Consider the following 23,613-nt stretch of genomic DNA (forward strand, 5'->3'; position numbering starts at 1 on the left):
TACAGCGGGTCACTTTTGGCAAACGCCCCAAAAGTAACCAAAAGGTCTGTGCCCCACCACTCGGCACCTCGCTTAGGCTCGGTGTGCCCTCACTCCGGCTTGAATCCGTGGGCCGCCGCGATGGGCCATCCTTGGCCCAGCGCGGCTAACCCGGCGTCCTGCCGGGTTACCCACGGATTCAAGCCTGCGTTCGGCCATCGTGGTTAACGGGGTGTCTCAGATCAAAAGCAGATCAAGATCAAAATCTACAGCACGGCGGCCTGAAAGCCGACCTGAGTGGTTGAATCAAAAGCTAAAGCGGATTTACATGCACTGAAGAGCTGCTTTTCTGTGGGAGCTGGCTTGCCTGCGATGCAGACACCTCGGTACATCAGGCACACCGAGTTGATGCCATCGCAGCGGTGCGACGATTCGACAAGCCAGCTCCCACCTTTGACCGAGTATGGCTTTGCTGTTGCTGTTGCTCTTACATCCTTTTCGATGACGAAGTCAGCGGTCTTTTGATCTGCGCTTGTGATCTTGATCTTGATCTGAAATCGCCCCCCAAATCACTGTCGGATTGCGGGCATGCCGAGCCAGAGCGAGGCACCGAGTGTTGGGGCGAAGACCTTTTGGTTACTTTTGGCTGGGCCGGCATTCCGGTCTTTACAAAAGTGACCCGCCGTAAGGGCGGAACCCTACTCAGCCGTTATCGCAGAAATGGATATGTACACCGCCGAGAAAAATCACCGCGACTTCAAGCCAATCACCCCAGCCCCTTGGTCATACAACACCGCGTTATCAAAGTAAGTCAGCAACCCCGCATTAATACCGTGAAAGTTATGCTCCCCCTGCGCCGTGATATAGCGCACATACCGCCCACCGCCGTTATCCACCTTAAAGTGCTGCCCCAACTGGCTCCCATCCGCCATGCTCAGGCTGAAATGCGCCGGCGTGCCCACCGGCCAATTGCCTTGCAAGGCATCGGCGTAGATATGAAACCCCGCCGCGCCGGTGTCCAGAATGCTGTCACCGCAGACCTGCTGCGCATTGTCCAAACGTTTCAGACACCCCTGCACCCCATGATCCTTCCAGTACGCACTGACATCCCCAGGCTTAACCGCAAAACGCTGCAAGCTGATGGTGCGAAAGCCCTGGGTTTCGGCCGTCGTCGGGTTGATGATCAACTCACCCGTGCTCTGCCCCGGCCGTGGCAACACCACCAACCACCGCCCGCCCATGGCCACCAATGGATTGCTCGCCGGGTTACGCAACATGCCAACACCGAGGATTGCCTTGTAGCCCTCACCGCGTAGCGGGTTGCCGCCCATCAGGAAATCCTTGGCCGCCACCTTGGACGCCGGGCATTTGGGGCGTGCATCACTGCAACTGATGCTATCGACCAATTGCATCGGCACACGCACGCTGGTGTTGCCCAAGCTAACGTTAGCCAGCGCGAGCGTGCCATTCAGGCGTACACCGCTGCCGTACTGGACCCCCGCAGGCGTGCCCTGCGCCACCGCGTCCTGGGGTTTGAGCACGCCGGGCAATACACGCAACCCGACCGAGCCGGTGTCGAACTGGGTTTCCACCGAGGTGCCGCCAATCTTCAACGTTACGCTGTAGCGCAAGTCACCATTGGCCATGGTGCTGCTATGGATCGGGACGACTTCACGGGTCGCCGCATGGACGACACCGGTAAACAGGAACAGCGAGGCCAACACGGTCAAGCGCATGGAGAGGATCCGAATCAGGTTGATAGAGGCTTACAGTTGAGTCATCAGGTCACAGCGAGGGTCTTGCAACTCCTCGGCCGACCCCAGGTTCAGCTCGGTCAAGGTCACGTGGGTGCTGAGCAACACAAAGCTGCCATCATCGCGGGGTGCCATCAGCAGGCTGTACTGGCTCATGCTGCCGCCCTGGGCATCCACGTATTCACGCAACACCGCCAGGGGATCGAGCGCATCAGCGTCCGCCGCCGACAGGGTACGGGCACTGTAGGTGTGCCCCATCAGGCGCGTGGGCAGTACGCGCCACTGTTCATCGAGGCTGTCGCCTTGCTGGTTGAGGAAGGCGAAGGTATACGGGCGCAGGCAGGCGATGTGCAGGTGCAACTGGTTCTGCGAGCGGCCATAGCGGGAGTTGATCGCCACCGACACAAACGCATCGGGGATCGGTTTGGTCAAGCCCGCAGACAACAACGCACGGTGCCGCCAGGCCTGGGTAAAGTAATGCGGCAGCAGGTGCCGCCCCAAGGCCGGGTCTTCGATGCCGGTAACTTTATCCACGGGAATCAACAGGTCCTGGAACGGGCCGTTGCGGTCTTTGAACAGGGTGTAGCCACGGTCCAGATCCACCGCCAGGCACGGGCTGGGGTTTTGATGCTGTTGCTGGTCGGGCACACACTGCTGGCTGACGATATGCCACAACGCGTCAGGATTGCCTCGCCATTGCCAAGCCCCCACCAGCGCCAGCACAGCGAGCAAACCACCAGCGATCTTGAATACGGTACCGCGCTTCATGCAAAAACCTCGACGAACAGGGATGTTGTTTGTGTGCCGACATCCCTGTCGTTAAGGCTAACGTTTGGCGGGGGCCATAAATTCCGGCCCGATTGGATCTTTTATCGTGCTGGCAAGAATACGGTCGATATGTGTCAGGTCATCGGCGCTCAGGTGCCAGCCAAATACCTCTTCAAAGCCCTTCAATTGTTCCGGGCGGCGCGCGCCCCACAGTGCAATGGTCGGGCCTTGGTCGAGCACCCAGCGCATGGCCAGCGCTAGCACCGATTTGCCATGGCATTCGCGCGCATAGCTGTCCAGCGCCGCCACCGCCGCCAGGTATTGCTCGAAACGCGGCGCCTTGAATTTGGGATCAAGCTTGCGCACATCGTCCCCGGCAAAGCTGGTGGCCGAGTGCATGCTGCCGGTCAGCAAGCCACGGCACAGCGGGCCATAGGCCAACAGCACCAACGAGTGCTGGCGGGCATAGGGCAGGATGTCGCTGTCGATGGCGCGCTCGAAGAGGTTGTAGGGCGGCTGCACGGTGGCCAGCGCCGTGTGCCGACTGAAGTCGTCCATTTGCGCGCAGGAATAGTTGCTCACGCCGACGGCGAGGATCTTGCCTTCACGGCGCAGGCGCTCCAGCTCTTCGGCGGTTTCTTGCTGGGCCACCAGCGGGTCGGGCCAGTGCACTTGGTATAGGTCGATATAGTCAGTGTCCAGGCGCACCAACGAATCTTCGACCTCTTTGCGAATGCGCCGCGCCGTGGCATTGCGCCGGGTGGTGCCGTCGTCCCATTGCAGGCCGGCCTTGGTGGCAATCACCGCGCTGTGGCGCATGCCGCGCACGGCCTTGCCGATCAGTTCTTCGGACAGCCCAAGGCCATACACCGGCGCGGTGTCGATCAGGTTGATACCGCAGTTCAGCGCATGGCGAATGGTCTTGATTGACTGCTCGTCGTCCGCACCGCCCCACAAATGCCCACCCATGGACCAGGTGCCGAGGGCAATCCGCGAGACGGCCTTGTCGATGCCGGCAATCCGGATGGTCTCGATGCGCATAAAAAATTCCTCGAACCGCAAAAATACGTAGAAAAACAATTACTCTAGATCATCCGAGGTTGAATAGGGCTCAACGCCCCATGGAACCGAACTCCTAGTAAAGAGGCTTGATATGGCGGCTTTTAATCGTTCCGAACTGGCCGATCTGAATGTGTTCATGGCGATCATCCGACGCCGCAGTTTTCGCCATGCCGCCCATGAGCTGGGCGTGACCACCTCGGCGCTGAGCCACACCATGCGTAACCTGGAAACGCGCCTGGGAGTCAAGCTGCTGTACCGCACCAGCCGCGCCGTAGAACCGACTGACGCCGGCACCCTGCTGGCAGAAAAACTCACCCAGGGCTTTGCCACCATCCAGGATGGCCTCGACACCCTTGAGCTGCACCGCGAAGCGCCCATTGGCCGCCTGCGCATCAACGTGCCGCGGGATGCGGCCGTGCTGCTGTTGGCGCCGATCCTCGGCGCCTTCACCGACGCCTATCCGCAGCTGCGCCTGGACCTGATCGTCGAAGACCACATGCTCGACATCATTGCCGAAGGCTACGACGCGGGGATCCGCTATGGCGCCACCGTGCCCCAGGACATGGTCGCGGTGCCGCTGACCGGTGCGTTGCGCTGGATCATGGTCGCCTCCCCCGCCTACCTCGCTCGGCGCGGTACACCGCAAGCGCCCAAGGACCTGCTGGAGCATGCGTGCATCCGCATGTACCTGGGCGACAAGACCACTTACAAATGGGAATTGGGCAACGGTGCGCGCCAGCAACGCATCGACGTGCCGGGCAACTTCAGCGCGGCCGACACCGAAACCATCGTCAATGCTGCGCTGCAAGGCGTGGGGATTGCCTACTGCCTGTCCGACCGCGTACAGCAGCAGCTTGCCGACGGCCGCCTGGTGGAGGTCATGCCGGACTGGGCCTGCATGGGCGAACCGCTGTGCATGTACTACCCGAGCCGCCGCCAGTCGCAGCCGGGGTTGCGCCAGTTGATGGACATGATCCGTATGAAAACCATCGGTTCGCAGTTAATGGAAACCCATTGAGACTGGGCCGGCCAGGCTGACCTGGACGGGGGCGAAATATAGGGCAACGATTGAATCGGCGTAAGCGGGGAATCAAACCGAAGCAACTGTTACGTAAAGGAAATGCCTCGTTAGTTTGCACGTCGAGGCTTCTATTCCCGCACGCATACGGACAGCCCACTATGAACAGTGTTTCCAATCAGATCATCGCACGCCCTCTACCTGTGCCCTCGTTGCCTCTACTCCCACCGCTCGCAAGGCAAAAGCGTGACACAGCTTCTGCGCCGCAAGAGCCAGTCACCACGCGTGCCGGGGGAGACAGCGAACTGGCAATGCAATACGCGATCGCACTGAACCTGGCTGGCCGCCGTACTCCCGTTGAAGACTTCGATCACATTCCTCCCCACTCCACCTTTGGCCAATGGTGGAGGCACTTGCATGATGCCTTCCAAGCGCCCGATGTTCAGCAGTGGATGCAGGCCTTGGGCGTTGATACCAGCTCGGTAAAAATCGATCCCAAATCAGGTCAGATATCCTTTTACCTTGAGCGCTTTCTTGACCCGCTACGCACGTTGCACACGCTGGGCCAGGACGACAGCCAGTGGGCGGCTGTGAGCGGGCCTATCCTGCGTGCCGCGAGCGTCATAGACGGCGAATTTCCTTTTGCACCTCCCGTCGATAGCCCGGACGCACCTGTACCCTGGCAGCAAGTCGGTCGATTTTATCAGGAGCCACAGAACCTCACGCTGTCTGGCATGCTCAAGCGAGCAAAACAAATCAGCCACCAGACCTATAACTTCAAGACCCTCGACCCGGGCCGCTTTGCGCACAAGATCCAGGCGCGCAGTGAAGAAACACTGCAAGACCAGAAAGCGCTGCTGGGTGACATCCGCAACTGGCACCGTGCGGGCGCTGCACTGCAACGCCTAGCGATGGCCCTGGAAGATGGCAGTAAAAAGATCGAGGAACTCCAGACCGAACTAGGAAAGCCGCTCCCTCTGTCTGCCGACAGCACCTCCCGGCCAACGGGCATTGGCGCCCCACATGAGGTCAGCCTGCAGCAGTTTCTGCAGGATCATGGCTGGGACATCCCCACCCACTCCGAGCAACTTGAGAACCTGGCCAGCGCCCTCCTCGCGCCGAATTTCAAGTCCGCCACCCATGGCAATCTAGGGGGCGCGCTAACATGGCCCGAACCCCTTGCGCCTGACGACCAGGCACGACTGAGGATGTCTATCAGCGAGGGAACATTCGGCGACGTCAGCTTAAAACCATTCAAGAATGTCCTGGACTATCTGCTTAATGGCAGGCCTATCTCGGCTGAGGAACAGCTCAATCCGCGAGCTCTGATCGACAGTTTGGTCAGCTCACCCAGAGGCACGGTACTGGGCGAGGCCATTCAGGCCACATTCGAAGCACGCTCGGTGAAAGGCAGTGCCACCGACTTTCTGCTGGCGGCCTTGGGGGTGGGCAAATACCGCGACGGCGACGGTCAAAGGAGTATCGAAGGCTACACACTGATATCGGCCGCCAACAGCCACAATTCGGCCTCGGCGGTGGTCAAGGAGCTGGAGGAACATCTGCTCGCCGGCAGCCTCGCGGACTCCGCGCCCACAGCATCAGTACAGGCCTACCTCATGCTCGCCAGTCGCGCGCCGCAGTTTCTGGTCAAGGGTATCCCCAAACAAGTGACGGTGGGTTCCCACAGCTGGGTCAGCTTCACCACCGCGGTTGCGCGCGTGGAAGCAAAAGCGCCGGGCGCAACCAGCAGAATGAACTATGCGCAAATCATGCTGGCGGCCAACACTGCACCCATCTCGGACGAGGGGCGCAAGGTTGAATATGCCGCCCAGAACGACGCGATCAAAACATGGGCGCTTGCCAATGGCCTGGGCTATCCGACAACCGATACCGCCCTGTCCGAAGTACGCACGGCGTTCGACCAGCATGTCAGAGAAATGAGCGCAGCCGCCGCGCTGCCGCCCCTCGAGACACCGACCACTCAAGCCATTGCGATCGAGTACCTGAAGCAAGCGTACCCGAACATGGACCCAGCGCTGTTCGAGCAAAAGTGTATTACCTCGCAACCCTCCACGGGCGTATTCCCCGGCCCCTACTCACTGCTGGACCTGCTCATTGATGGCAGAGCACTTAAATCCCCACCACCGGATTCCGACGACGGAGAGCCTGGGGTATGGGTTTCATCATCAGACCAAATCAATATCAGCGAGCTGCTGCCAACCCTCAAAACCCTGCCGGATCCAATCGAGCAATTTAATCAAGACTTTGGCACATACTCTGACGCCGTCAAAAAGGCCACGTCGGCGCAGCTCAAGGTTCTGATTTCGAGATTGCCACTGGAGGACCGGCAGAACCTGGAGTTCGGCGAAATCGTCGTGCGCAGAGAAATTGACTACGATAGCCCCAGTCATCCTCTGCGCACTGAACAAGGCGTGCTGTTGATCGAGACCCGACGCACCGTCGACGGCCAAAGCAGTGTCATGACCTACGCCATCGACCGACTGAAGGGCACTGTCACCCGGCGACCGGGCAAGGTTTATAAAGAAAACCAGCCGTCTGAGGGTTGGTATTCTGCCCGAGGCAAACGATACGACCGGATAAAACCCGAGGGTGAGTACCCCGAAGGGATAACGCAAGCACGCGAAGGCGCCACAGGTGTACCGAAGAGCTTTGCCAGCGCCAGAACCCAGTACCTGGTCGATGCCATGGTCGAGGACATGGAGTTGCCGGCGTTGGGCGCCTATTCCCGAGGAACAACGACCTTTCAGACTGAACACCGCACTATCGAAGCTGTTCGCGAGGTCATACTCGGGCTGATTCCGTTCCGGTCGGCGATCAAGAACTTCAGCGAGGGCAAGCATAGCGAAGGCGCTGTCGACTTGGCATTCGATATCTTTGGTTTCCTGCTCGGTGCCGGTGTCGCTGCAAAGGCCGCGAAAGCGTCCTTTGTCGGTGCTTCGGTGCTGTCAAAAACTGCCCAAGTGCTCAAGATTGTCGGACGGGCAGCCGTGGGCGCGCTCAATCCGTTGGGCGGTATTGATGACCTCGCGCGTGGGGCTATAAAGGGCGTCAAGTTTGTAGCCGGCAAAGCCTATAACGGTGTCAATTACCTGCGCGGTGCGTACCGCCGTGTCAACCTGCTGGAATTGGCCAAAAAGGCCGATATCGCTGAAGGCACATTCAGTGCCGCCAACAGCGCTCGCAGCACAAAAGCCCTGGCTAAGTTCGATGAGGCAACCCATAAGTGGTACGCCTTGGATCCGCGCACGAAGCAGGCCTACGGCAAGCCATTGGAGAACTTCGTCCCAGACGTGACCAAGCCGGGCGACTCGAACAGTTTGCGAGCAATCGCCAGTGACGACGCAATCCAGAACGTCAGCAGGCAGCACGGCCTGGCAGCAACCGGGACGATCCAGGTGGGGCAGGAAACAGTCGAGCGCCAGGCGGTGATGTTCCAGGGCAATTGGCATGAATACGATGCCTTGAAGCAACGCGCTATTGGCCCACCCTTGAAAGACTTCAAACCTAACCGCGTTGCTGCCAGTGGAGAAGTACGCTCACTGGACGATCTGCACGGCTATGAAACGCGCTACATCGCCGCAGACGAGTTATCGACCACGGGTTTGCAGAACAACGTGTTTGTGGGCAGCAGTAACCGCGAATACGTGAAGGTTGATGGCAGGCTCTTTGCGTCCCGGGTTAAAGACGGTCAGCGCGTCATTCTCCATCCGAACGGTACGGCCGCCGATATTCCTATCAAGGATCTTGGCTCTTCAGGGTGGGCACCCTTATCCCGACCCGAACGTTTGCTGGCCGGCGCAGGTGCTCCACCGACGCCTTTCAGATTGGGCGATGCAACCTACGTAGTGCCGATGGACGATATTAAAATCGTGGAAACTTCAGGCAATCCATTCAGGATCAATTACCAAAACGTCGATCAGGAAGTGTCTTTCGATAGCACGGCGGGCGCATGGAGAAGTACCCACGGACACGACCAGCACTATTATTGGCGAAGTGCCAAAGGCCAATGGAAACGGGGAACACTTGCAGAATCCAGAAAGGCCAAAAAGCTCGGCGACCACCACTATAATTTTGTTGAAGTTTCGTCGATCCCCGGCATTCCCAAGCAACTGGCTCCCGTGCCCAAAACACTGAATTATTTTTGGGCGGGCCAGGAAATACCTGCCCACCTGGTCGATAACATCGCCAAAAACGCCCTGCGCACCCCCGGGTATAAATCAGTCCTGCACGTGGACGCCGACAGCCCTGCTGTTTTCAAACAAATAGAAAGCGGGCTGAAAGAAAAAGTACCTGGCATTACGGTGGTCAACCTCAATGAAGACCCAGCGTTCAAGCAGTTGAAAGACGGCGAAATGTACAGCTACTTCCGACAAGGGCAAGGGAAAAATCTGGCCGCTGCTTCGGATGTAGCCCGCTACCCGATCATGAATAAGCACGGTGGTTTTTATCTGGATACCGACGATCTCATCCAAAACAACGTCGATGCCGCACAAATAGCAGCAGGCGCCGACGATGTGCTGCTCGGTTTGCCAGTGTCGCATCAAGTGTCCGGCTATAAAACGTTCTATAACACTAGCAACTTCGCTACTCGACCTGGCAACCCAGTGATTGAGGAGATGATCAAGGAGATGAATAAGCGGTTTGCAACGAATAAATCCTACTTTGCGAATAATCGACCGACTGTCACTCGAGGCGCTGACGGCAAGGTCATGTACACCCCGGAGTTCAAGGATTATGAGGCGAAAATATTCGATACCGTGGGGCCAAATATGTTTAATGACATTCTTAAAACAAAAAGATCCGACATGTACGAATTGGGTTTCGATAACCTCGCTCAAGAAGCCATATTGGTCGATGGCCAGCTCGTGTCGCACGGTCCAGTCGTCAAAGTACAAGAAAGCGTGAATCAGGCTTACGCGCGCCAGGGCCTGGTGCCGCCGATAACAGTGCCACTGCAGATTCAGAAGACCAAAGAGCATTACTTCCCGCTGCGCTTCAAGTTCAGGGTGAACGTTGGGGCTGACCACTCCTGGATCAATACCTGATCGAACCGGATTGAACCTGCACCGGGCCGTGCCCCTCCAACCGAGATAGACCACGGCCCGGTACACGCTCGATGACGTTTATTCTATGGATGGCCGTACTCGGCGCCGTACTGCTCACCCTCGCCCTCACCTCCTCCTACCTGCGCTGGATGCCGGTGACCACCTCGGCGGTGTGCCTGTTGCTGGGCATCGCCATCGGCCCGCTGGGCGTGGACCTTTTGGGCTTGGATATCAAAGGCTCGGCGCGCTGGATGGAGCACCTCACCGAAGTCGCAGTGCTGTTTTCGCTGTTCGTCAGCGGCTTGAAACTGCGCCTGCCGCTCAAGCATCGCACCTGGCGCGTGGCGTTTGGCATGGCCGGGCCGGTGATGCTGCTGACCATCCTCGGCGTGTGCCTGGCGCTGCATTATGTGTTTGCGTTGTCTTGGGGCGTGTCGTTGCTGGTCGGCGCGATACTGGCGCCGACCGACCCGGTGCTGGCTGGGCTGGTGCAAGTCAATAATGCCCAGGACTATGACGCGCTACGGTTCGGCTTGTCCGGTGAGGCCGGTTTGAATGACGGTACGGCCTTCCCGTTTGTGATCTTTGCCCTGCTGTTTATGCAACACGGCGGGTTTGATGGCGACTGGTTCGGTGGCTGGGTCCTGAAAAACCTGCTGTGGGCGGTGCCCGCCGGGTTGTTGATCGGCTACTGGATGGGCCGTGGTATCGGCCGTGTGACCCTGTGGTTGCGTATCACCCATGCGGACAGCACCTTGTCACCCAACGACTACCTGACCCTGGCGCTGATTGCCCTGGCCTATGTGGCCGCCGAGGCCGTGGGCGGTTACGGCTTTTTGTCGGTGTTCGCCGCCGGGCTGGGCTTGCGTCAGGCGGAGGTCCGCTCCACGGGGCACTCGCAAACGCCCTCGGAGCATTTGGCGTTGCCGGTGGTGGGCCATCTGGAAGTAGAACCTGAGCGAGCCCTGCAAGGCGATGTCAGCGAACTGCAAGATACGCAGATTGCCGCCGGGGTGATGATGGGTGACATGCTGTCGTTTGGCAGTTTGGTGGAACGCTCAATGGAAGTGTTCCTGGTGACCGTGCTCGGCATTGTGCTGGTCAGCCACTGGGATTGGCGTTCGCTGCCCGTGGCTGCGCTGCTGTTCTGCGTGATCCGCCCGTTCAGCGTGCTGGTAATACCTTGGGGCAAGCTGATCAGTAAGCGACAACGCGGCTTGATGGGCTGGTTCGGCATTCGCGGTATCGGCAGCATTTACTACCTGTTTTACGCGCTGAACCACGGGCTGGTCGGCACCAGCAGCGCGTTGGCGGTGGACCTGACGATATCGGTGATTGCCTTGAGCATCGTCGTTCATGGCCTGAGCACCCAACCGATGCTGGCGTGGTATGAACGACGAGCCAAGGCGAAGGCTCAGTCCTGATGTTCGGCGTTGCCGACATCCGCTGCATCATCGAGGTCGTTGAGCGGTACTTCTGCATCATCCATCAATGAACCCGGGTCTTCATTGCCCGGGTCATTGAGCTCTTCGTCATCATCGAGTTCCTGGGACATAACCGTCTCCTCTAACCGCCTTGGGTATCGATATCAGCATCGGTTTCAGGCTTGGGCGTGCGCGTGGGCTTGAAGTCTGGACTGTAGTCGTTTTCCCGGGCTTTGGGGTCGGTGGCGGGCTTCGGGTCTTTTGGCGCATCGGCCGCAGTGCCGGGCGCCGGCTCGCCGCGATCGATGGCCGGGTCGTTACGGTTGCTGGTTTGGGGGTCGTTGCTGGTGTTCATAGGTCACCTCTTGAGTAAAACGCAGCCTGCGTAAAGTTAAGGGTGCGCGCAGCGCCACGAAGTTCAAATTGCTGAAGTTCAAATTGCTTAAGAGACCGGGTTATCCACCTGGATATAAAACGCGTAGGCACCCAGCAGCACCCAGAACACCATAAACAACCACGGCGCACGCATGGAGAACAGCAGCGACTTGCGATAGCCCTTGTGGGATGACTCGGTCTCGCAGAACAGCGGCGAATCGTCATAGGCCAGGCCCATTACCGGCTCGCTACGCAGCAACTCGCTCTGCTTGTAGTGCCAGTGGTCGATGATCTCGTAGGCGGCGCGAATCCCCGGCCAGGCGTTCAGTGAGCTGAGAATGCCGAGGAAGGCCAAAAACGCCGGCACGATCAAGGTGAAAAACTTGCCCCATTCGGGGTTCAGGTTGCCCATGCCCGAGACAAACGCGATCACCAGGAACGACTGCGCCGTGAGGTAGGCGTCGGTTCGGTTGGCCAGGATGCTGGTTTCGTATTGGATTTCGCGGCGATAGAAGTCCAGGCGATCCTTGGGTGAACCGAAGATCTTGGCGTTGTGTTCACTGTGATCGTCCAAGGCCGCGGCCGGGGTGTTGGGCGAGATGATTCTGGGCACGGCGGTGCTCCACAAAGGTGACGAAACTGGTTAGAAGAATCGGGGTGGGGTGAAGTTCAAGTTTGTTCATGCACCAATTCGATGCACAGGTCGCCCCCTGCAGGAGCGCATTTTTTGTGGTGAGCGAGCTTTTATAGTGATCAGGCCAGTGTGGCGAGCGCTTTTGTGGCCAGCGAGCTTGCTCGCGCTGGAGTGCGCAGCGCTCCCGCTTTTTTGGGGCCGCTACGCAGCCCAGCGCGAGCAAGCTCGCTCGCCACAAAAGCACTCGCCACAACAAGCTCACTTGCCACAAAAAGCCTGCTCAGCACCACAAGCTCGCTCGCCACAAGGGAATAACTGCCTTGAACACCGTTCCGGCACAGGCATTGCTTAATGCATTCATCTGCCCGGATACAGGAGCATTCGTTACCCCCCGACCCAGAGCCGACCCCATAAGAAAGTAAGGACCAGGCCCGTTGGCACCCTCAGCCACAGGCTCATAAAAATATGCGTTTTTTTAAGCGGCAGTGCCACCCAAGGCAACCCTGGGCACTGACAAGGTACTGGAATGGCTCGATCTTTCTTTGATGAAATGAATGACGCAAACGGCGCCTGCCGTGCGCACTATCAGGATTTCTCCCGCTGGCTGGCCAATACGCCGCCGGAACTGTTGGCCCAACGGCGTCGCGAGGCCGATTTGCTCTTCCACCGCGCCGGGATCACCTTCACCCTCTATGGCGACGAGCAAGACACCGAGCGCCTGATCCCCTTCGACATCATCCCCCGCAGCATCCCCGCCAGTGAATGGGCCGTGATCGAACGCGGCTGCATCCAGCGCGTCAATGCGCTGAACATGTTCCTTGCCGACATCTATCACGACCAGCGCATCATCAAGGCCGGGATCATCCCGGCGGACCAGGTACTGGGCAACGAGGGTTATCAGAAGGCCATGGTCGGCCTGGACCTGCACCGCGATATCTATTCGCATATTTCCGGGGTGGACCTGGTACGCGACGGCGACGGCACCTACTACGTGCTCGAAGACAACCTGCGCACCCCCAGCGGCGTGAGCTACATGCTCGAAGACCGCAAGATGATGATGCGCCTGTTCCCGGAAGTGTTCGCCAAGCAGCGCATCGCGCCGGTGGACCACTACCCCAACCTGCTGCTCAAGACCCTTAAAAGCTCCAGCCGGCTCGACAACCCCAATGTGGTGGTGCTGACGCCGGGGCGTTTTAACAGCGCGTTCTTCGAGCATGCGTTCCTCGCTCGAGAAATGGGCGTGGAGCTGGTCGAAGGCGCCGACCTGTTCGTGCACGACCTTAAAGTGTTCATGCGCACCACTGACGGCCCCAAACCGGTAGACGTGATCTACCGGCGCATCGACGACGCCTTCCTCGACCCCAAAGCCTTCAACCCGGATTCCATGCTCGGCGTGCCCGGCTTGGTCGCCGCCTACTGCGCCGGCAATGTGGTGCTGGCCAACGCGATCGGCACCGGCGTGGCCGATGACAAGTCGATCTACCCCTATGTGCCGGAAATGATCCGCTTCTACCTGGACGAAGAACCGGTGCTGCAAAACGTGCCGACCTTCCAGTGCCGCAAACCGGATGAACTGTCCCACGTGCTGGCGCATTTGCCCGAACTGGTGGTCAAGGAAACCCAAGGTTCCGGCGGCTACGGCATGCTGGTCGGCCCGGCTTCAACGGCTGCTGAAATCGAGGACTTCCGCCAACGCATCAAGGCGCGCCCTCACGCCTACATCGCCCAGCCGACCCTGAGCCTGTCCACCTGCCCTACCTTTGTCGAAAACGGCATCGCCCCCCGGCACATCGACCTGCGCCCGTTCGTGCTCTCGGGCAAGGAAACCCGCCTGGTGCCTGGCGGGCTGACCCGTGTGGCGTTGAAGGAAGGCTCGTTGATCGTCAACTCGTCGCAAGGCGGCGGAACCAAGGACACCTGGGTGGTGGAGGACTGAGTATGTTGAGTAGAACCGCCGCAGATCTGTACTGGATGTCCCGTTACCTGGAACGTGCCGAGAACCTGGCGCGCATGCTGGAGGTCAGTTATTCGCTGTCGTTGATGCCCCAGGCCGGGCGCAGTGACGGGCTGGATGAGTTGGCCATGTCGTTGCTTAGCAGCGGCACACTGGAGAGCTACCTCGAACGCCACAAACAGCTGGACGCCGAACGTATGCTGCACTTCTTCGCCCTCGACGAAGAAAACCCCGCCAGCATCTACAACTGCCTGCGTGCCGCCCGTGGCAATGCCCACGCCGTGCGCGGGCGCATCACCGCCGACATGTGGGAAAACCTCAACGCCACGTGGCTGGAAATGCGCAGCATCGCCGCCGGCGGCCTGGCGCGCCATGGCATCAGCCACTTCTGCGACTGGGTCAAACAGCGCTCGCACCTGTTTCGCGGAGCCACCTCCGGCACCATTATGCGTAATGACGCCTACCGGTTTATTCGCCTGGGCACCTTTGTCGAGCGTGCGGACAACACCTTGCGTCTGCTGGACGCGCGGTATGAAATGTTCGGCGAGGAATCGGAGGAAGTCAGCGACCTTTCGGCACGCGGCTATTACCAGTGGAGCGCGCTGCTCCGTGCGCTGTCATCGTTCGAAGCCTATACCGAGCTGTACCCGAATGCGCTGAATGCGCGCTCGGTCTCGGAGTTGCTGCTATTGCGCAGTGATGTACCGCGCTCACTGCATGCGTGCATCGAGGAGTTGAGCCATATCCTCGCCGACTTGCCAGGCAGCTACGGGCGCACGGCCCAGCGCCTGGCCGCCGAGTTCGAAGCACGCCTGCGTTATACCGGCATCGATGAGATCCTGGAGGACGGCTTGCACAGCCGGCTCACGGACTTTATCGACACCGTGCGCGAACTGGCGCGGGCGATTCACAGCTCGTACCTGGAAGTGGTGTGAGTGCATTCGGGTTACTTATCTGTCAATTCGGGTGATTGACCCTGCTTGAGTGCCGCTCTTATGTTGGGCAGGTGAACCACCTTCCCGACATAAGAACAGGTACAGCCCATGTCCGAACTCCACCTGAACCCCGCCGCCGCCCACAGCCTGCAACGCTGGCACGCCATGCTGGCCGCACGCGACCTCAACGCCCTGCCCGAACTGCTCGCACCCGACGCGGTGTTCCGCTCGCCCATGGCCCACACGCCTTACCCCGGTGCGCCGGTAGTGTCGATGATCCTCAACACGGTGATCAAGGTGTTCGAAGACTTCGCCTATCACCGTGAACTGGCGAGTGCCGATGGGCTTAACGTGGTGCTGGAGTTCAGCGCGCGCGTGGGTGAAAAGCAGCTCAAGGGTATCGATATGATTCGCTTCAACGAACAGGGGCAGATCGTCGAGTTTGAAGTGATGGTGCGCCCCCTGAGCGGGTTGCAAGCGCTGGGTGAAGAGATGGGCCGCCAGCTGGCGCCGTACCTGGCCAAGGCCAAATCCTGATGCCGATCGTTCCCACGCTCCGCGTGGGAATGCCTCCTGTGACGCTCCGCGTCACGCGTTCAAGCGTGGGCGCGGAGCGTCCTGGGCTGCGTTCCCACGCAGAGCGTCGGAACGAGCAGGTCTGAGGGTTATTGGTTTTTGACTAACACCGGCTCTGCGCGGTACTGGTCGGGGAACAGTTTTTTGAGCTGCGCCACCTTGGGCAAATCATTGATCACGATGTAGGGGTAAGACGGGTTCTCGGTCAGAAAGTCCTGATGATAGGACTCCGCCGGGTAAAACGCCTTGCCCATCTCCACCTTGGTCACGATCGGCTTGTCGAAGGCCTTGGCGGCGTTCAACTGGGTGATATAAGCCTGTGCGACTTTTTGCTGCTCGGCGTTCTGCGCAAAGATTTCCGAGCGATACTGGGTGCCGCTGTCCGGGCCTTGGCGGTTCAATTCGGTGGGGTTGTGGGCCACCGAAAAGTAGATCTGCAACAGCTTGCCGTAGCTGACTTTGCTCGGGTCGTAAGTCACCGACACCGATTCGGCGTGGCCGGTATCGCCGTCGCTGACCGACTCGTACTGGGCCGTGTTTGCCGCGCCGCCGTCATACCCGGATAGCGCATTTTTAACGCCTTGCACATGTTGGAACACGCCCTGGACACCCCAGAAGCAACCACCGGCGAACACCGCAGTTTGCAGGTTGCCGGGCTCGGCGGGCAGGTCCATAGCCGGCGGCGCGATCATCACGGCGTCATCGGCGCCACCGAAGGAGAACGCCGAGCTTTGGCCGACGAAAGCGGCGAAGGCCAGTGCGGGTAAAATCTTGAGAAGCTTCATAAAACTCACTCCAGTATGCGGTCAAGTGTGGGAGCTGGCTTGCCTGCGATGGCGGTTTGTCAGTGCCAGATGAGGTGGCTGACAGGTCGCCATCGCAGGCAAGCCAGCTCCCACATGGATCAGGTTTTCACTTCAACCGAAAGTGAAGGCATACGCCGACACATGCGGGTCGAGAAATTCGATGCTGAACGTGCGGTCCTTAACGCCGGCGGGCTGACGCACCAGCTGGTACAGACGCTGCTCGGTCACGTTACCGCTGCCATCCGGCGCCACATCGGTGCCATGGGCATCGCCGGGTGCCTGGCCATCAATCGTCACCTTGAAGCGCACCGGTTTGCCATCGGCTCCAGGCCCCAACACCAGGTGCAGGTCACGGGCATGAAAGCGGTACACCACACGCCCACCGGCCTGGTCGAGGGTCGCTTGCTGGCCGCCGACATTCCATTGGCCTTCCAGGGTCCAGTTGTTCAGGGCCAGGTGGCCGGCCGCCGGGTAATTCACCACTTTGTCGGTGCCCAACTCGCCGGTGGTGACGAAGTTTTCCGCACGCTGGAAGCCCAGGTAAGTTTCCGGCGATTGCACCTCGTTCATGTCCGGCGCTTGCTGCACACCCTTGGCGTCGGCCTCGATCAAGCCACCGGCGACGTTGCTCGCGCCGGCCTCACGCAGCAATTGCTGAATCACGCGCTCCGACTCGGCATAGTCGCCTTCACCGAAGTGGTGGTAACGAATCTGGCCCTTGGCATCGGCAAAGTAATGCGCCGGCCAGTATTGGTTGTTGAAGGCGCGCCAGATCTTGTAGTTGTTGTCGATCGCCACCGGGTAGGTGATGCCCAGGTTTTTCATGGCCTTGGTGACGTTGTTCACGTCGCGTTCAAAGGCAAACTCCGGGGCGTGTACGCCGATCACTACCAAGCCCTGGTCTTTGTATTTCTCGGCCCAGGCTTTGACGTATGGCAAGGTGCGCAGGCAGTTGATGCAGGAGTAGGTCCAGAAATCCACCAGCACCACTTTGCCCTTGAGTGCTTCGGCGCTCAGCGGCGGGCTGTTGAGCCATTGCACCGCGCCATCCAGCGGCGGCAGCGTGCCTTCGATCGGCAATGTGTCGCTGTGGTTGGCCGCCGCCATCATGGCGCCACCGGCCATCATCGCCCCGCTCTTCTGTGCAGGCTTGGCGCTCAGTTGGTCCACCAGGCTTTGTTCCAGGCCGCCGGTTGAGGCGGTCGACAAGCGCGACAGCACACCCGTATCCAGGCCCAAGGCGATAGCCGCCACACCGGCCAGCATCAGCGCACCCAGGCCACGGCGCAGCCATTCACCGGCGCCCAGGGATTTTTTCATCAAGCCAAAGACTTTACCGCCGACCAGCAAGGCCAGGGCCAGGGAGGTGGCAGCCCCGGCCGCGTAAGCCAGCAAGAGCAAGGTAGTACCGATGCTGGCCCCTTGCAGCGCCGCGCCGGTCAACACCAGCCCGAGGATTGGCCCGGCGCAAGGCGCCCAGAGCAAACCGCTGGCCACGCCGATCAGGAACGACGCGCCCGGACGCGGTTTGGCATCGGCCCCGGCGGCTTCCGACAAGCGGCTGCCGGCGGCCACCAATGGCCGCGTCAGTCGCTCCGACAGCTGTGGCAGCAACAGCGTGAGCCCGAACAGGGCAACGCACAGCAACGCGAGCCAACGCCCGTATTGATTGACTTGCACCACCCAACCGCCGCCCACCGCAGCCAGTGAGGCCACCAGGGCGAATGTCACCGCCATCCCCGCTAACAGCGGCAAGCCACTGCGCATAAACGGCTGCCCGGTGCGAGCGAAGACAAAAGGCAGAACAGGCAGGATGCACGGGCTGACAATTGTCAGCACGCCGCCCAGATACGCGAGAACCAGCAGCCACATGGGATCGACCCTTATACGAATTAAAAATAGACATCGGCTTAAGCCGCCGTGAACGTCATGGCGGCGCCATTCATGCAATAGCGCAGGCCGGTAGGCGCCGGGCCGTCGTCAAATACGTGGCCTTGGTGGCCACCGCAACGGCGGCAGTGGATTTCCTTGCGCACCACGCCATACGAGGTGTCGACATGGCTGGCGACCGCGTTGTCCAGCGGCTGCCAGAAACTTGGCCAGCCGGTATGGCTGTCAAACTTGGTGGTCGAGGAGAACAGCGGTAATGCGCAACCGGCACAGGCAAAGGTGCCGGCGCGGTGTTCATCATTGAGTGTGCTGCTGTAAGGCCGCTCGGTGCCCTCCTCGCGCAGTACGTCAAATTGCTCAGCCGTCAGCAGGCTGCGCCACTCGGCTTCGGTGTGGTTGACCTCAAAGGTCTCGGCCGCTTCGACTTCGGTGATCATGTTGAGCTGTTTCAGCAGGCCCCCGGCCAGGACGGCGACGCCCAGGCCACCACCGGCCAGCAGCATTTGTCGACGTGAGTACATACGATTCTCCTCAACCCATAAGCATTCATGGCGCGTGTGCAACTGTGGCGAGCGAGCCTGTTGTGGCGAGCGAGCGAGCTTGCTCGCGCTGGGCTGCGTACCGGCCCCCAAAAAGCGGGAGCGCTGCGCACTCCAACGCGAGCAAGCTCGCTCGCCACGACAGCGCACTTGCAATATCGCCATCCTGAGCCTTGGACGGTCGCGAAATCCTCACGCAGAGTTAAACAATTCGTGATAACTACACTGTGGCAAAAGCCGCACAATGCGCGAACTACAAGCGAAGGTTTTGTTTTATGGATCAGCCCAAACGTGTCCTGGTGGTCGAGGACGATGCCCATATTGCCGACTTGATCTGCCTGCACCTGCGCGATGAGCAGTTCGAGGTGGTGCACAGCGCCGACGGCACCGAAGGCCTTGGCCTGCTCGAACAAGGTGGCTGGGATGCACTGATCCTCGACCTGATGCTGCCCGGCGTCGACGGCCTAGAGATCTGCCGCCGTGCCCGCGCCATGGCGCGCTACACACCGATCATCATCACCAGCGCGCGTTCCAGCGAATTGCACCGCATTCTCGGCCTGGAACTGGGCGCCGACGACTATCTGGCCAAGCCGTTCTCGATGCCGGAGCTGGTGGCACGGGTCAAGGCCCTGTTGCGTCGGGTGGACGCGATGGCACGCAACCTGAAAATGGACGCCGGCAGCCTTGAGCTGGGCGCATTGTTCATCAACCCGCTGACCCGTGACGCCACCCTGCAAGGCCAGCGCCTGGACCTGACGCCGCGCGAATTCGACCTGCTGTACTTCTTTGCCCGTCAGCCCGGCAAAGTCTTCTCGCGCATGGACCTGCTCAACGCCGTGTGGGGCTACAGCCACGAAGGCTACGAGCACACCGTGAACACCCATATCAACCGGCTGCGCGCCAAGGTCGAGGTCGACCCGGCCAACCCGGCACGCATCCTCACGGTGTGGGGCCGTGGCTACAAATTCGCCGAGAATGCCACATGAAGTTGACCCTGACGCAACGCCTGTCGGTGGTGTTTGCCGTGTTGCTGGTGATCTGCAGCGGCACTTCGGCCTGGCTGCAGGTGCGCTCCAACCACATGCATGAACTGGAAGTGGTGCAAGGCCTGTCCCGCGACCTGGCGGCGCACATTGCCCGCGATACCCAACTGATGGACGCCGACGGCCTCAAGCCCGATGCCGTGCGCAACCTGTTCAGCCAACTGATGCTGGTTAACCCAAGTGTCGAGGTGTACCTGCTCGATATTGACGGCCGTGTGGTCGGTAACGCCGCCCCCAGCGGGCATTTGCTGCGTGACCATGTGGATCTTGCGCCAGTGCGACGCTTTCTGAGCGGCGCCATGCTGCCGATTCTGGGGGACGACCCGCGCAGCGTCGACGGGCGCAAAGTGTTCAGCGCGGCGCCGCTCAAGGCCAACGGCCAGCAAACCGGCTTTCTGTACGTGGTGCTGCTGGGCGAAGCCCATGATGTGTACGACGCTAAGGATGCCACCGGCATGGCCTTGAAGATCGCCCTGTGGTCCATCGGCCTGGTCGCCCTGCTCTGCCTGATGGCTGGCTTGATCGCCTTTGCCTGGATCACCCGGCCCCTGCGCCAACTGACCGACAAGGTCGGCCAGTTCGACATTAACGGCGCGCCGAAAGCCGCCGAAACGACGGTGCCCGAACTCAACAGCGGCGATGAAATCGCCGTGCTCGATCACGCCTTCGTGCAAATGGAAAACCGCCTCGGCGAGCAATGGCGCGCCATCACCCATCAAGATCAGGAACGCCGGGAGATGGTCGCCAATATTTCCCACGACCTACGCACGCCGCTGGCGTCCTTGCACGGCTACCTGGAAACCCTGTCGCTCAAGGATGCGAGCCTGAGCCCCGAAGAACGCCGGCGCTACCTGGGTATCGCGCTGGACCAGAGCCGCAAAGTCGGCGGGCTGGCCCAGTCACTGCTGGAGTTGGTGCGCCTGGAGCATGGTTTTGTGCAGCCGGTGATTGAAGGCTTCTCGCTGCCGGATCTGGTACAGGACATTTTCCAGAAATTCGAACTGACCGCCGAAGCCCGCGCCATTACCCTCACCGCCACTCTGCCGCCCCAGGTGCCGACAGTGCTGGCCGACCTGGGCCTGATCGAGCGGGTGCTCACCAACCTGCTGGACAATGCGCTGCGCCATACCCCGGTGAATGGAGAAGTCGAGGTGATCCTGGCGCCCGAGGCCGGTGCTGTAGCAGTCACGGTCAGCGACAGCGGCCCCGGAATCGCTGCCGAATTGCACGAAGGCTTGTTTCTGCGCGCCTTCACCATCGGCGGCGCGCGTCGCGATGGCGGCCTCGGCCTGCGCATCGTGCACCGCATCCTGCAATTGCATGGGCGCAGCATCCAGTTGGTGGAACGGCCTGGGCATGGCGCGACGTTCAGGTTCTCCCTGGAAACCCGCGCATCAGCGCGTTGAGTGACCTCTGAACGGGGGTGGCGGCCTGCCCTTTGGCGTGCCTCCGACCTTAGGGCGCTGGATTGTGTGGGGGCTGGCTTGTCTGCGATGGCGGGTTGTTGGTGGTGGTGTACATATCCGTTGCTGCGGTAACGGCTGAGTAGGGTTCCGCTCTTACAGCGGGTCACTTTTGTAAAGACACAAAAGTAACCAAAAAGTCTTCGCCCCAACACTCGGTGCCTCGCTTAGGCTCGGCATGCCCGCAATCCGCCAGTGATTTGGGGGGCCGCCGCGATGGGCCATCCTTGGCCCAGCGCGGCTAAACCGGCATCCCTGCCGGTTTACCCCCCAAATCCCTGTCGAATTCCGGCCATCGTGTTTAACGGGGCGATTTCAGATCAAGATCAAAAGCGCAGATCAAAAGACCGCTGACTTCGCCAGCGAAAAGGATGTAAGGGCCGGAGCAACAGCAACAGCAACAGCAGAGTCATACTCGGTCAAAGGTGGGAGGCCCCGCCACCTCTTCGATGTAGCGCTGTCGCGCATCAAACTGGTTCATCGTAAGGTTGAAGAACGCGGGCGGGGCAAAGGCCGTAACCAGCACTGGTGTGACAGCACCCGAGTGGGAGAGTGGCCTGCACGGTATCGGCGTGGAGTCATTGTCGGCACAGCTAGCTGTGACCACGTATAAGAGAGTGAATCCGCTCGCCACCGTGTACCCCGCCCGCGTCATTCAATCCTGCGAGGAATTGTCATGACGCGCAAGAACCAAAAACGGTTTGAAGTTATTCACCCTGACTGCGCTGCCGTTGATGTTGGCGGCGGTGAACATTTGGCTGCCGTTGATCCGACGAAATGCGATGACCCGGTTAAAAGGTTTTCAACCTTCACCGACGATTTGCACGCCATGGCCGATTGGTTTGAGTCCATGGGCGTCAAGATGGTGGCGATGGAGGCGACCGGCGTTTATTGGATCCCACTTTTCGAGATACTGGATAGACGAGGTTTTGAGGTCTATCTCGTTAACTCCCGCGCGACTCGACAAATTACCGGACGAAAGTCCGATGTACTGGATTGCCAGTGGATTCTTCAGCTCATGACGCACGGCCTGTTGAGAGGCGCTTTTCGGCCCTCGGACGAAGTGTGCTCACTGCGCTCACTGGTCCGTCAGCGTGGCAATAAGGTGCGTGACCAAGCCAAAGCGCTTAATCGGATGCAAAAGGCGCTGGTCCAAATGAACATCCAGCTGGCTCAGGTCATCAGCAACATTGCCGGGGTGACGGGCATGAGCATTTTGCGAGCAATCGTTAAAGGCGAACGGGACCCCGAAGTACTCGCCATGCTCAGAGACAAGCGCGTCAAAGCAGACCAGGCCACTGTCGCCCGCAGCTTGCGCGGTAATTGGCGAGCCGAGCATTTGCATGCGCTGAGTCAGGAGTTGGCAGCTTATGATTTTCTGGAAAAACAGATTGGCGAGTGTGATCAAGCCATTGCGCAGGCACTGGAGCGACTACCCGTTCTTCAGGCGGATGTTGTTCCGCCCAGCAAAACACTGCGCAACCCACACCGCTCAAATGAGCAGCAACTGATTTTGCATCGCGCGCTGAACAAGGTCATGGGCGTGGATTTGACCGCAATCCCAACCATCGGAATCGACACGGCGTTGGTTTTGGCCAGTGAATTGGGGGCGGATTTATCACGCTTTCCGACTTCGCAGCACTTCTGTTCGTGGCTAGGCCTTGCACCGCCGACGAGAATTTCGGGAGGAAAACCCCTTCCTGGAAAGACGGTGAAAGTGATTAATCGAGCTGCGCAAGCGCTGAAGCAAGCTGCCTCTATTGCACGCAACGATAAAAGTTTTATCGGTGCCAGCCACCGAGCGCGCCTGACCCGGATGGACACCTGTTGTGCCATCAAGGCGACAGCTCATCAACTGGCACGGCTGATCTACGCGATGCTGACCAAAGGTCAGCCTTATGTTGAGAAGGGAATGGAGGAATTTGAAGAACGTAGCCGAGACCGACAACTGCGCGCCCTGGAACGCAAGGCGCGAAAGTTGGGGTTGCAGCTGATTGAAGCGGCTTAATTTTTAAGAGCAAAAACAATGAGTTATTTTTTGTTTGATAAGAGCTGGCTTGCCTGCGATAGCATCAACCGGTTGTACCTGATGTACCGAGGTGCCTGCATCGCAGGCAAGCCAGCTCCCACAGAAAAGCAGTTCTTCAGTGTATTCAGACAGGCTTTTGCTTTGCACTTGATCTGGCTCTTGCTTCAACCACTCAGGTCGGCTTTCAGGCCGCCGTGCTGTAGATCTTGATCTTGATTTTGATCTGAGACGCCCCGTTAACCACGATGGCCGAACGCAGGCTTGAATCCGTGGGTAACCCGGCAGGACGCCGGGTTAG

The 23,613-nt window shown here is 59.7% G+C and carries 18 protein-coding genes; 9 read left to right on the top strand and 9 right to left on the bottom strand.

Annotation, left to right across the window (positions count from 1 at the left end):
* Positions 1-725: 725 nt before the first annotated feature.
* Genes P5706_RS16360 through P5706_RS16370 form a run of 3 tightly spaced genes read right to left on the bottom strand, consistent with a single transcriptional unit; the run spans position 726 to position 3,542 of the window.
* Positions 726-1,715 (bottom strand): hypothetical protein, encoded by a 990-nt coding sequence (locus P5706_RS16360; RefSeq protein ID WP_285680185.1) that lies wholly within the window; start codon positions 1,713-1,715, stop codon positions 726-728.
* 30 nt (positions 1,716-1,745) lie between these two features.
* Entirely contained in the window at positions 1,746-2,501 is a 756-nt protein-coding gene (locus tag P5706_RS16365) for a CDP-diacylglycerol diphosphatase (RefSeq protein ID WP_200432656.1), read from the bottom strand.
* A gap of 57 nt (positions 2,502-2,558) precedes the next feature.
* On the bottom strand, positions 2,559-3,542 hold the full coding sequence (locus P5706_RS16370; protein WP_200432657.1) for an aldo/keto reductase: 984 nt from the start codon (positions 3,540-3,542) through the stop codon (positions 2,559-2,561).
* 112 nt (positions 3,543-3,654) lie between these two features.
* Between P5706_RS16370 and P5706_RS16375 the strand changes: the two genes are divergently transcribed.
* The 3 genes from P5706_RS16375 to P5706_RS16385 all read left to right on the top strand — a co-directional run bounded on the left by P5706_RS16375 (position 3,655) and on the right by P5706_RS16385 (position 11,071).
* Positions 3,655-4,581 (top strand): LysR family transcriptional regulator, encoded by a 927-nt coding sequence (locus tag P5706_RS16375; RefSeq protein WP_200432658.1) that lies wholly within the window; start codon positions 3,655-3,657, stop codon positions 4,579-4,581.
* 311 nt (positions 4,582-4,892) lie between these two features.
* On the top strand, positions 4,893-9,647 hold the full coding sequence (locus P5706_RS16380; protein ID WP_285680189.1) for a glycosyltransferase: 4,755 nt from the start codon (positions 4,893-4,895) through the stop codon (positions 9,645-9,647).
* 71 nt (positions 9,648-9,718) lie between these two features.
* Positions 9,719-11,071, top strand: coding sequence for a cation:proton antiporter (locus P5706_RS16385; RefSeq protein ID WP_285680191.1), 1,353 nt, complete (start codon positions 9,719-9,721; stop codon positions 11,069-11,071).
* Here P5706_RS16385 and P5706_RS16390 read toward each other — a convergent pair.
* The 3 genes from P5706_RS16390 to P5706_RS16400 all read right to left on the bottom strand — a co-directional run bounded on the left by P5706_RS16390 (position 11,062) and on the right by P5706_RS16400 (position 12,059).
* Positions 11,062-11,202, bottom strand: coding sequence for a hypothetical protein (locus P5706_RS16390; RefSeq protein ID WP_285680193.1), 141 nt, complete (start codon positions 11,200-11,202; stop codon positions 11,062-11,064). The two genes, P5706_RS16385 and P5706_RS16390, sit on opposite strands and share 10 nt — an antisense overlap.
* An 11-nt stretch (positions 11,203-11,213) precedes the next feature.
* The gene (locus tag P5706_RS16395) at positions 11,214-11,426 is read right to left on the bottom strand and encodes a hypothetical protein (protein WP_200432661.1); all 213 of its coding nucleotides are present in this window, start codon (positions 11,424-11,426) and stop codon (positions 11,214-11,216) included.
* A gap of 87 nt (positions 11,427-11,513) precedes the next feature.
* Positions 11,514-12,059 carry a hypothetical protein gene (locus tag P5706_RS16400; protein ID WP_200432662.1) on the bottom strand — a complete coding sequence of 182 codons (546 nt, stop codon included), beginning with the start codon at positions 12,057-12,059 and terminating at the stop codon, positions 11,514-11,516.
* Positions 12,060-12,606: 547 nt separating this feature from the next.
* On the opposite strand from P5706_RS16400, the gene P5706_RS16405 reads away from it, so the two are divergent.
* The 3 genes from P5706_RS16405 (at position 12,607) to P5706_RS16415 (ending at position 15,506) form a co-directional block, all read left to right on the top strand.
* On the top strand, positions 12,607-14,016 hold the full coding sequence (locus P5706_RS16405; RefSeq protein WP_285680196.1) for a circularly permuted type 2 ATP-grasp protein: 1,410 nt from the start codon (positions 12,607-12,609) through the stop codon (positions 14,014-14,016).
* 2 nt (positions 14,017-14,018) lie between these two features.
* Entirely contained in the window at positions 14,019-14,969 is a 951-nt protein-coding gene (locus tag P5706_RS16410) for an alpha-E domain-containing protein (protein WP_078742360.1), read from the top strand.
* A gap of 108 nt (positions 14,970-15,077) precedes the next feature.
* Complete coding sequence (locus P5706_RS16415) at positions 15,078-15,506, top strand: nuclear transport factor 2 family protein (RefSeq protein WP_285680201.1); 429 nt, start codon at positions 15,078-15,080, stop codon at positions 15,504-15,506.
* A gap of 128 nt (positions 15,507-15,634) precedes the next feature.
* Here P5706_RS16415 and msrA read toward each other — a convergent pair whose 3' ends face one another.
* From msrA to msrB, 3 genes are all read right to left on the bottom strand, one after another.
* A complete protein-coding gene (gene msrA / locus P5706_RS16420) occupies positions 15,635-16,330 on the bottom strand; it encodes a peptide-methionine (S)-S-oxide reductase MsrA (RefSeq protein ID WP_285680203.1) in 696 nt (231 codons plus the stop codon).
* 132 nt (positions 16,331-16,462) lie between these two features.
* Positions 16,463-18,223: a cytochrome c biogenesis protein DipZ gene (locus P5706_RS16425; protein WP_285680205.1), complete on the bottom strand. Its 1,761-nt coding sequence runs from the start codon at positions 18,221-18,223 to the stop codon at positions 16,463-16,465.
* 38 nt (positions 18,224-18,261) lie between these two features.
* Positions 18,262-18,762, bottom strand: a complete 501-nt coding sequence (gene msrB, locus P5706_RS16430) for a peptide-methionine (R)-S-oxide reductase MsrB (RefSeq protein ID WP_200432668.1) — start codon at positions 18,760-18,762, stop codon at positions 18,262-18,264.
* A 293-nt stretch (positions 18,763-19,055) separates the two neighbouring features.
* On the opposite strand from msrB, the gene P5706_RS16435 reads away from it, so the two are divergent.
* The 3 genes from P5706_RS16435 (at position 19,056) to P5706_RS16445 (ending at position 23,294) form a co-directional block, all read left to right on the top strand.
* Positions 19,056-19,766, top strand: a complete 711-nt coding sequence (locus P5706_RS16435) for a response regulator transcription factor (RefSeq protein ID WP_138817733.1) — start codon at positions 19,056-19,058, stop codon at positions 19,764-19,766.
* Positions 19,763-21,229, top strand: a complete 1,467-nt coding sequence (locus P5706_RS16440; RefSeq protein WP_200432669.1) for a sensor histidine kinase — start codon at positions 19,763-19,765, stop codon at positions 21,227-21,229. The genes P5706_RS16435 and P5706_RS16440 overlap by 4 nt, the downstream gene beginning before the upstream one ends.
* 733 nt (positions 21,230-21,962) lie before the next feature.
* Positions 21,963-23,294 carry an IS110 family RNA-guided transposase gene (locus P5706_RS16445; RefSeq protein ID WP_285679304.1) on the top strand — a complete coding sequence of 444 codons (1,332 nt, stop codon included), beginning with the start codon at positions 21,963-21,965 and terminating at the stop codon, positions 23,292-23,294.
* Positions 23,295-23,613: the final 319 nt, after the last annotated feature.

The sequence above is a fragment of the Pseudomonas sp. ChxA genome (assembly GCF_030263855.1).
GTDB classification, from domain to species: Bacteria; Pseudomonadota; Gammaproteobacteria; order Pseudomonadales; family Pseudomonadaceae; genus Aquipseudomonas; species Aquipseudomonas fluorescens_CB.

Bases quoted from the DNA above. Each gene is read 5' to 3' on its own strand.
- P5706_RS16360 (WP_285680185.1), bottom strand. From the start codon at position 1,715: ATGCGCTTGACCGTGTTGGCCTCGCTGTTCCTGTTTACCGGTGTCGTC.
- P5706_RS16365 (WP_200432656.1), bottom strand. From the start codon at position 2,501: ATGAAGCGCGGTACCGTATTCAAGATCGCTGGTGGTTTGCTCGCTGTG.
- P5706_RS16370 (WP_200432657.1), bottom strand. From the start codon at position 3,542: ATGCGCATCGAGACCATCCGGATTGCCGGCATCGACAAGGCCGTCTCG.
- P5706_RS16375 (WP_200432658.1), top strand. From the start codon at position 3,655: ATGGCGGCTTTTAATCGTTCCGAACTGGCCGATCTGAATGTGTTCATG.
- P5706_RS16380 (WP_285680189.1), top strand. From the start codon at position 4,893: ATGCAATACGCGATCGCACTGAACCTGGCTGGCCGCCGTACTCCCGTT.
- P5706_RS16385 (WP_285680191.1), top strand. From the start codon at position 9,719: ATGACGTTTATTCTATGGATGGCCGTACTCGGCGCCGTACTGCTCACC.
- P5706_RS16390 (WP_285680193.1), bottom strand. From the start codon at position 11,202: ATGTCCCAGGAACTCGATGATGACGAAGAGCTCAATGACCCGGGCAAT.
- P5706_RS16395 (WP_200432661.1), bottom strand. From the start codon at position 11,426: ATGAACACCAGCAACGACCCCCAAACCAGCAACCGTAACGACCCGGCC.
- P5706_RS16405 (WP_285680196.1), top strand. From the start codon at position 12,607: ATGGCTCGATCTTTCTTTGATGAAATGAATGACGCAAACGGCGCCTGC.
- P5706_RS16410 (WP_078742360.1), top strand. From the start codon at position 14,019: ATGTTGAGTAGAACCGCCGCAGATCTGTACTGGATGTCCCGTTACCTG.
- P5706_RS16415 (WP_285680201.1), top strand. From the start codon at position 15,078: ATGTCCGAACTCCACCTGAACCCCGCCGCCGCCCACAGCCTGCAACGC.
- msrA (WP_285680203.1), bottom strand. From the start codon at position 16,330: ATGAAGCTTCTCAAGATTTTACCCGCACTGGCCTTCGCCGCTTTCGTC.
- P5706_RS16425 (WP_285680205.1), bottom strand. From the start codon at position 18,223: ATGTGGCTGCTGGTTCTCGCGTATCTGGGCGGCGTGCTGACAATTGTC.
- msrB (WP_200432668.1), bottom strand. From the start codon at position 18,762: ATGTACTCACGTCGACAAATGCTGCTGGCCGGTGGTGGCCTGGGCGTC.
- P5706_RS16435 (WP_138817733.1), top strand. From the start codon at position 19,056: ATGGATCAGCCCAAACGTGTCCTGGTGGTCGAGGACGATGCCCATATT.
- P5706_RS16440 (WP_200432669.1), top strand. From the start codon at position 19,763: ATGAAGTTGACCCTGACGCAACGCCTGTCGGTGGTGTTTGCCGTGTTG.
- P5706_RS16445 (WP_285679304.1), top strand. From the start codon at position 21,963: ATGACGCGCAAGAACCAAAAACGGTTTGAAGTTATTCACCCTGACTGC.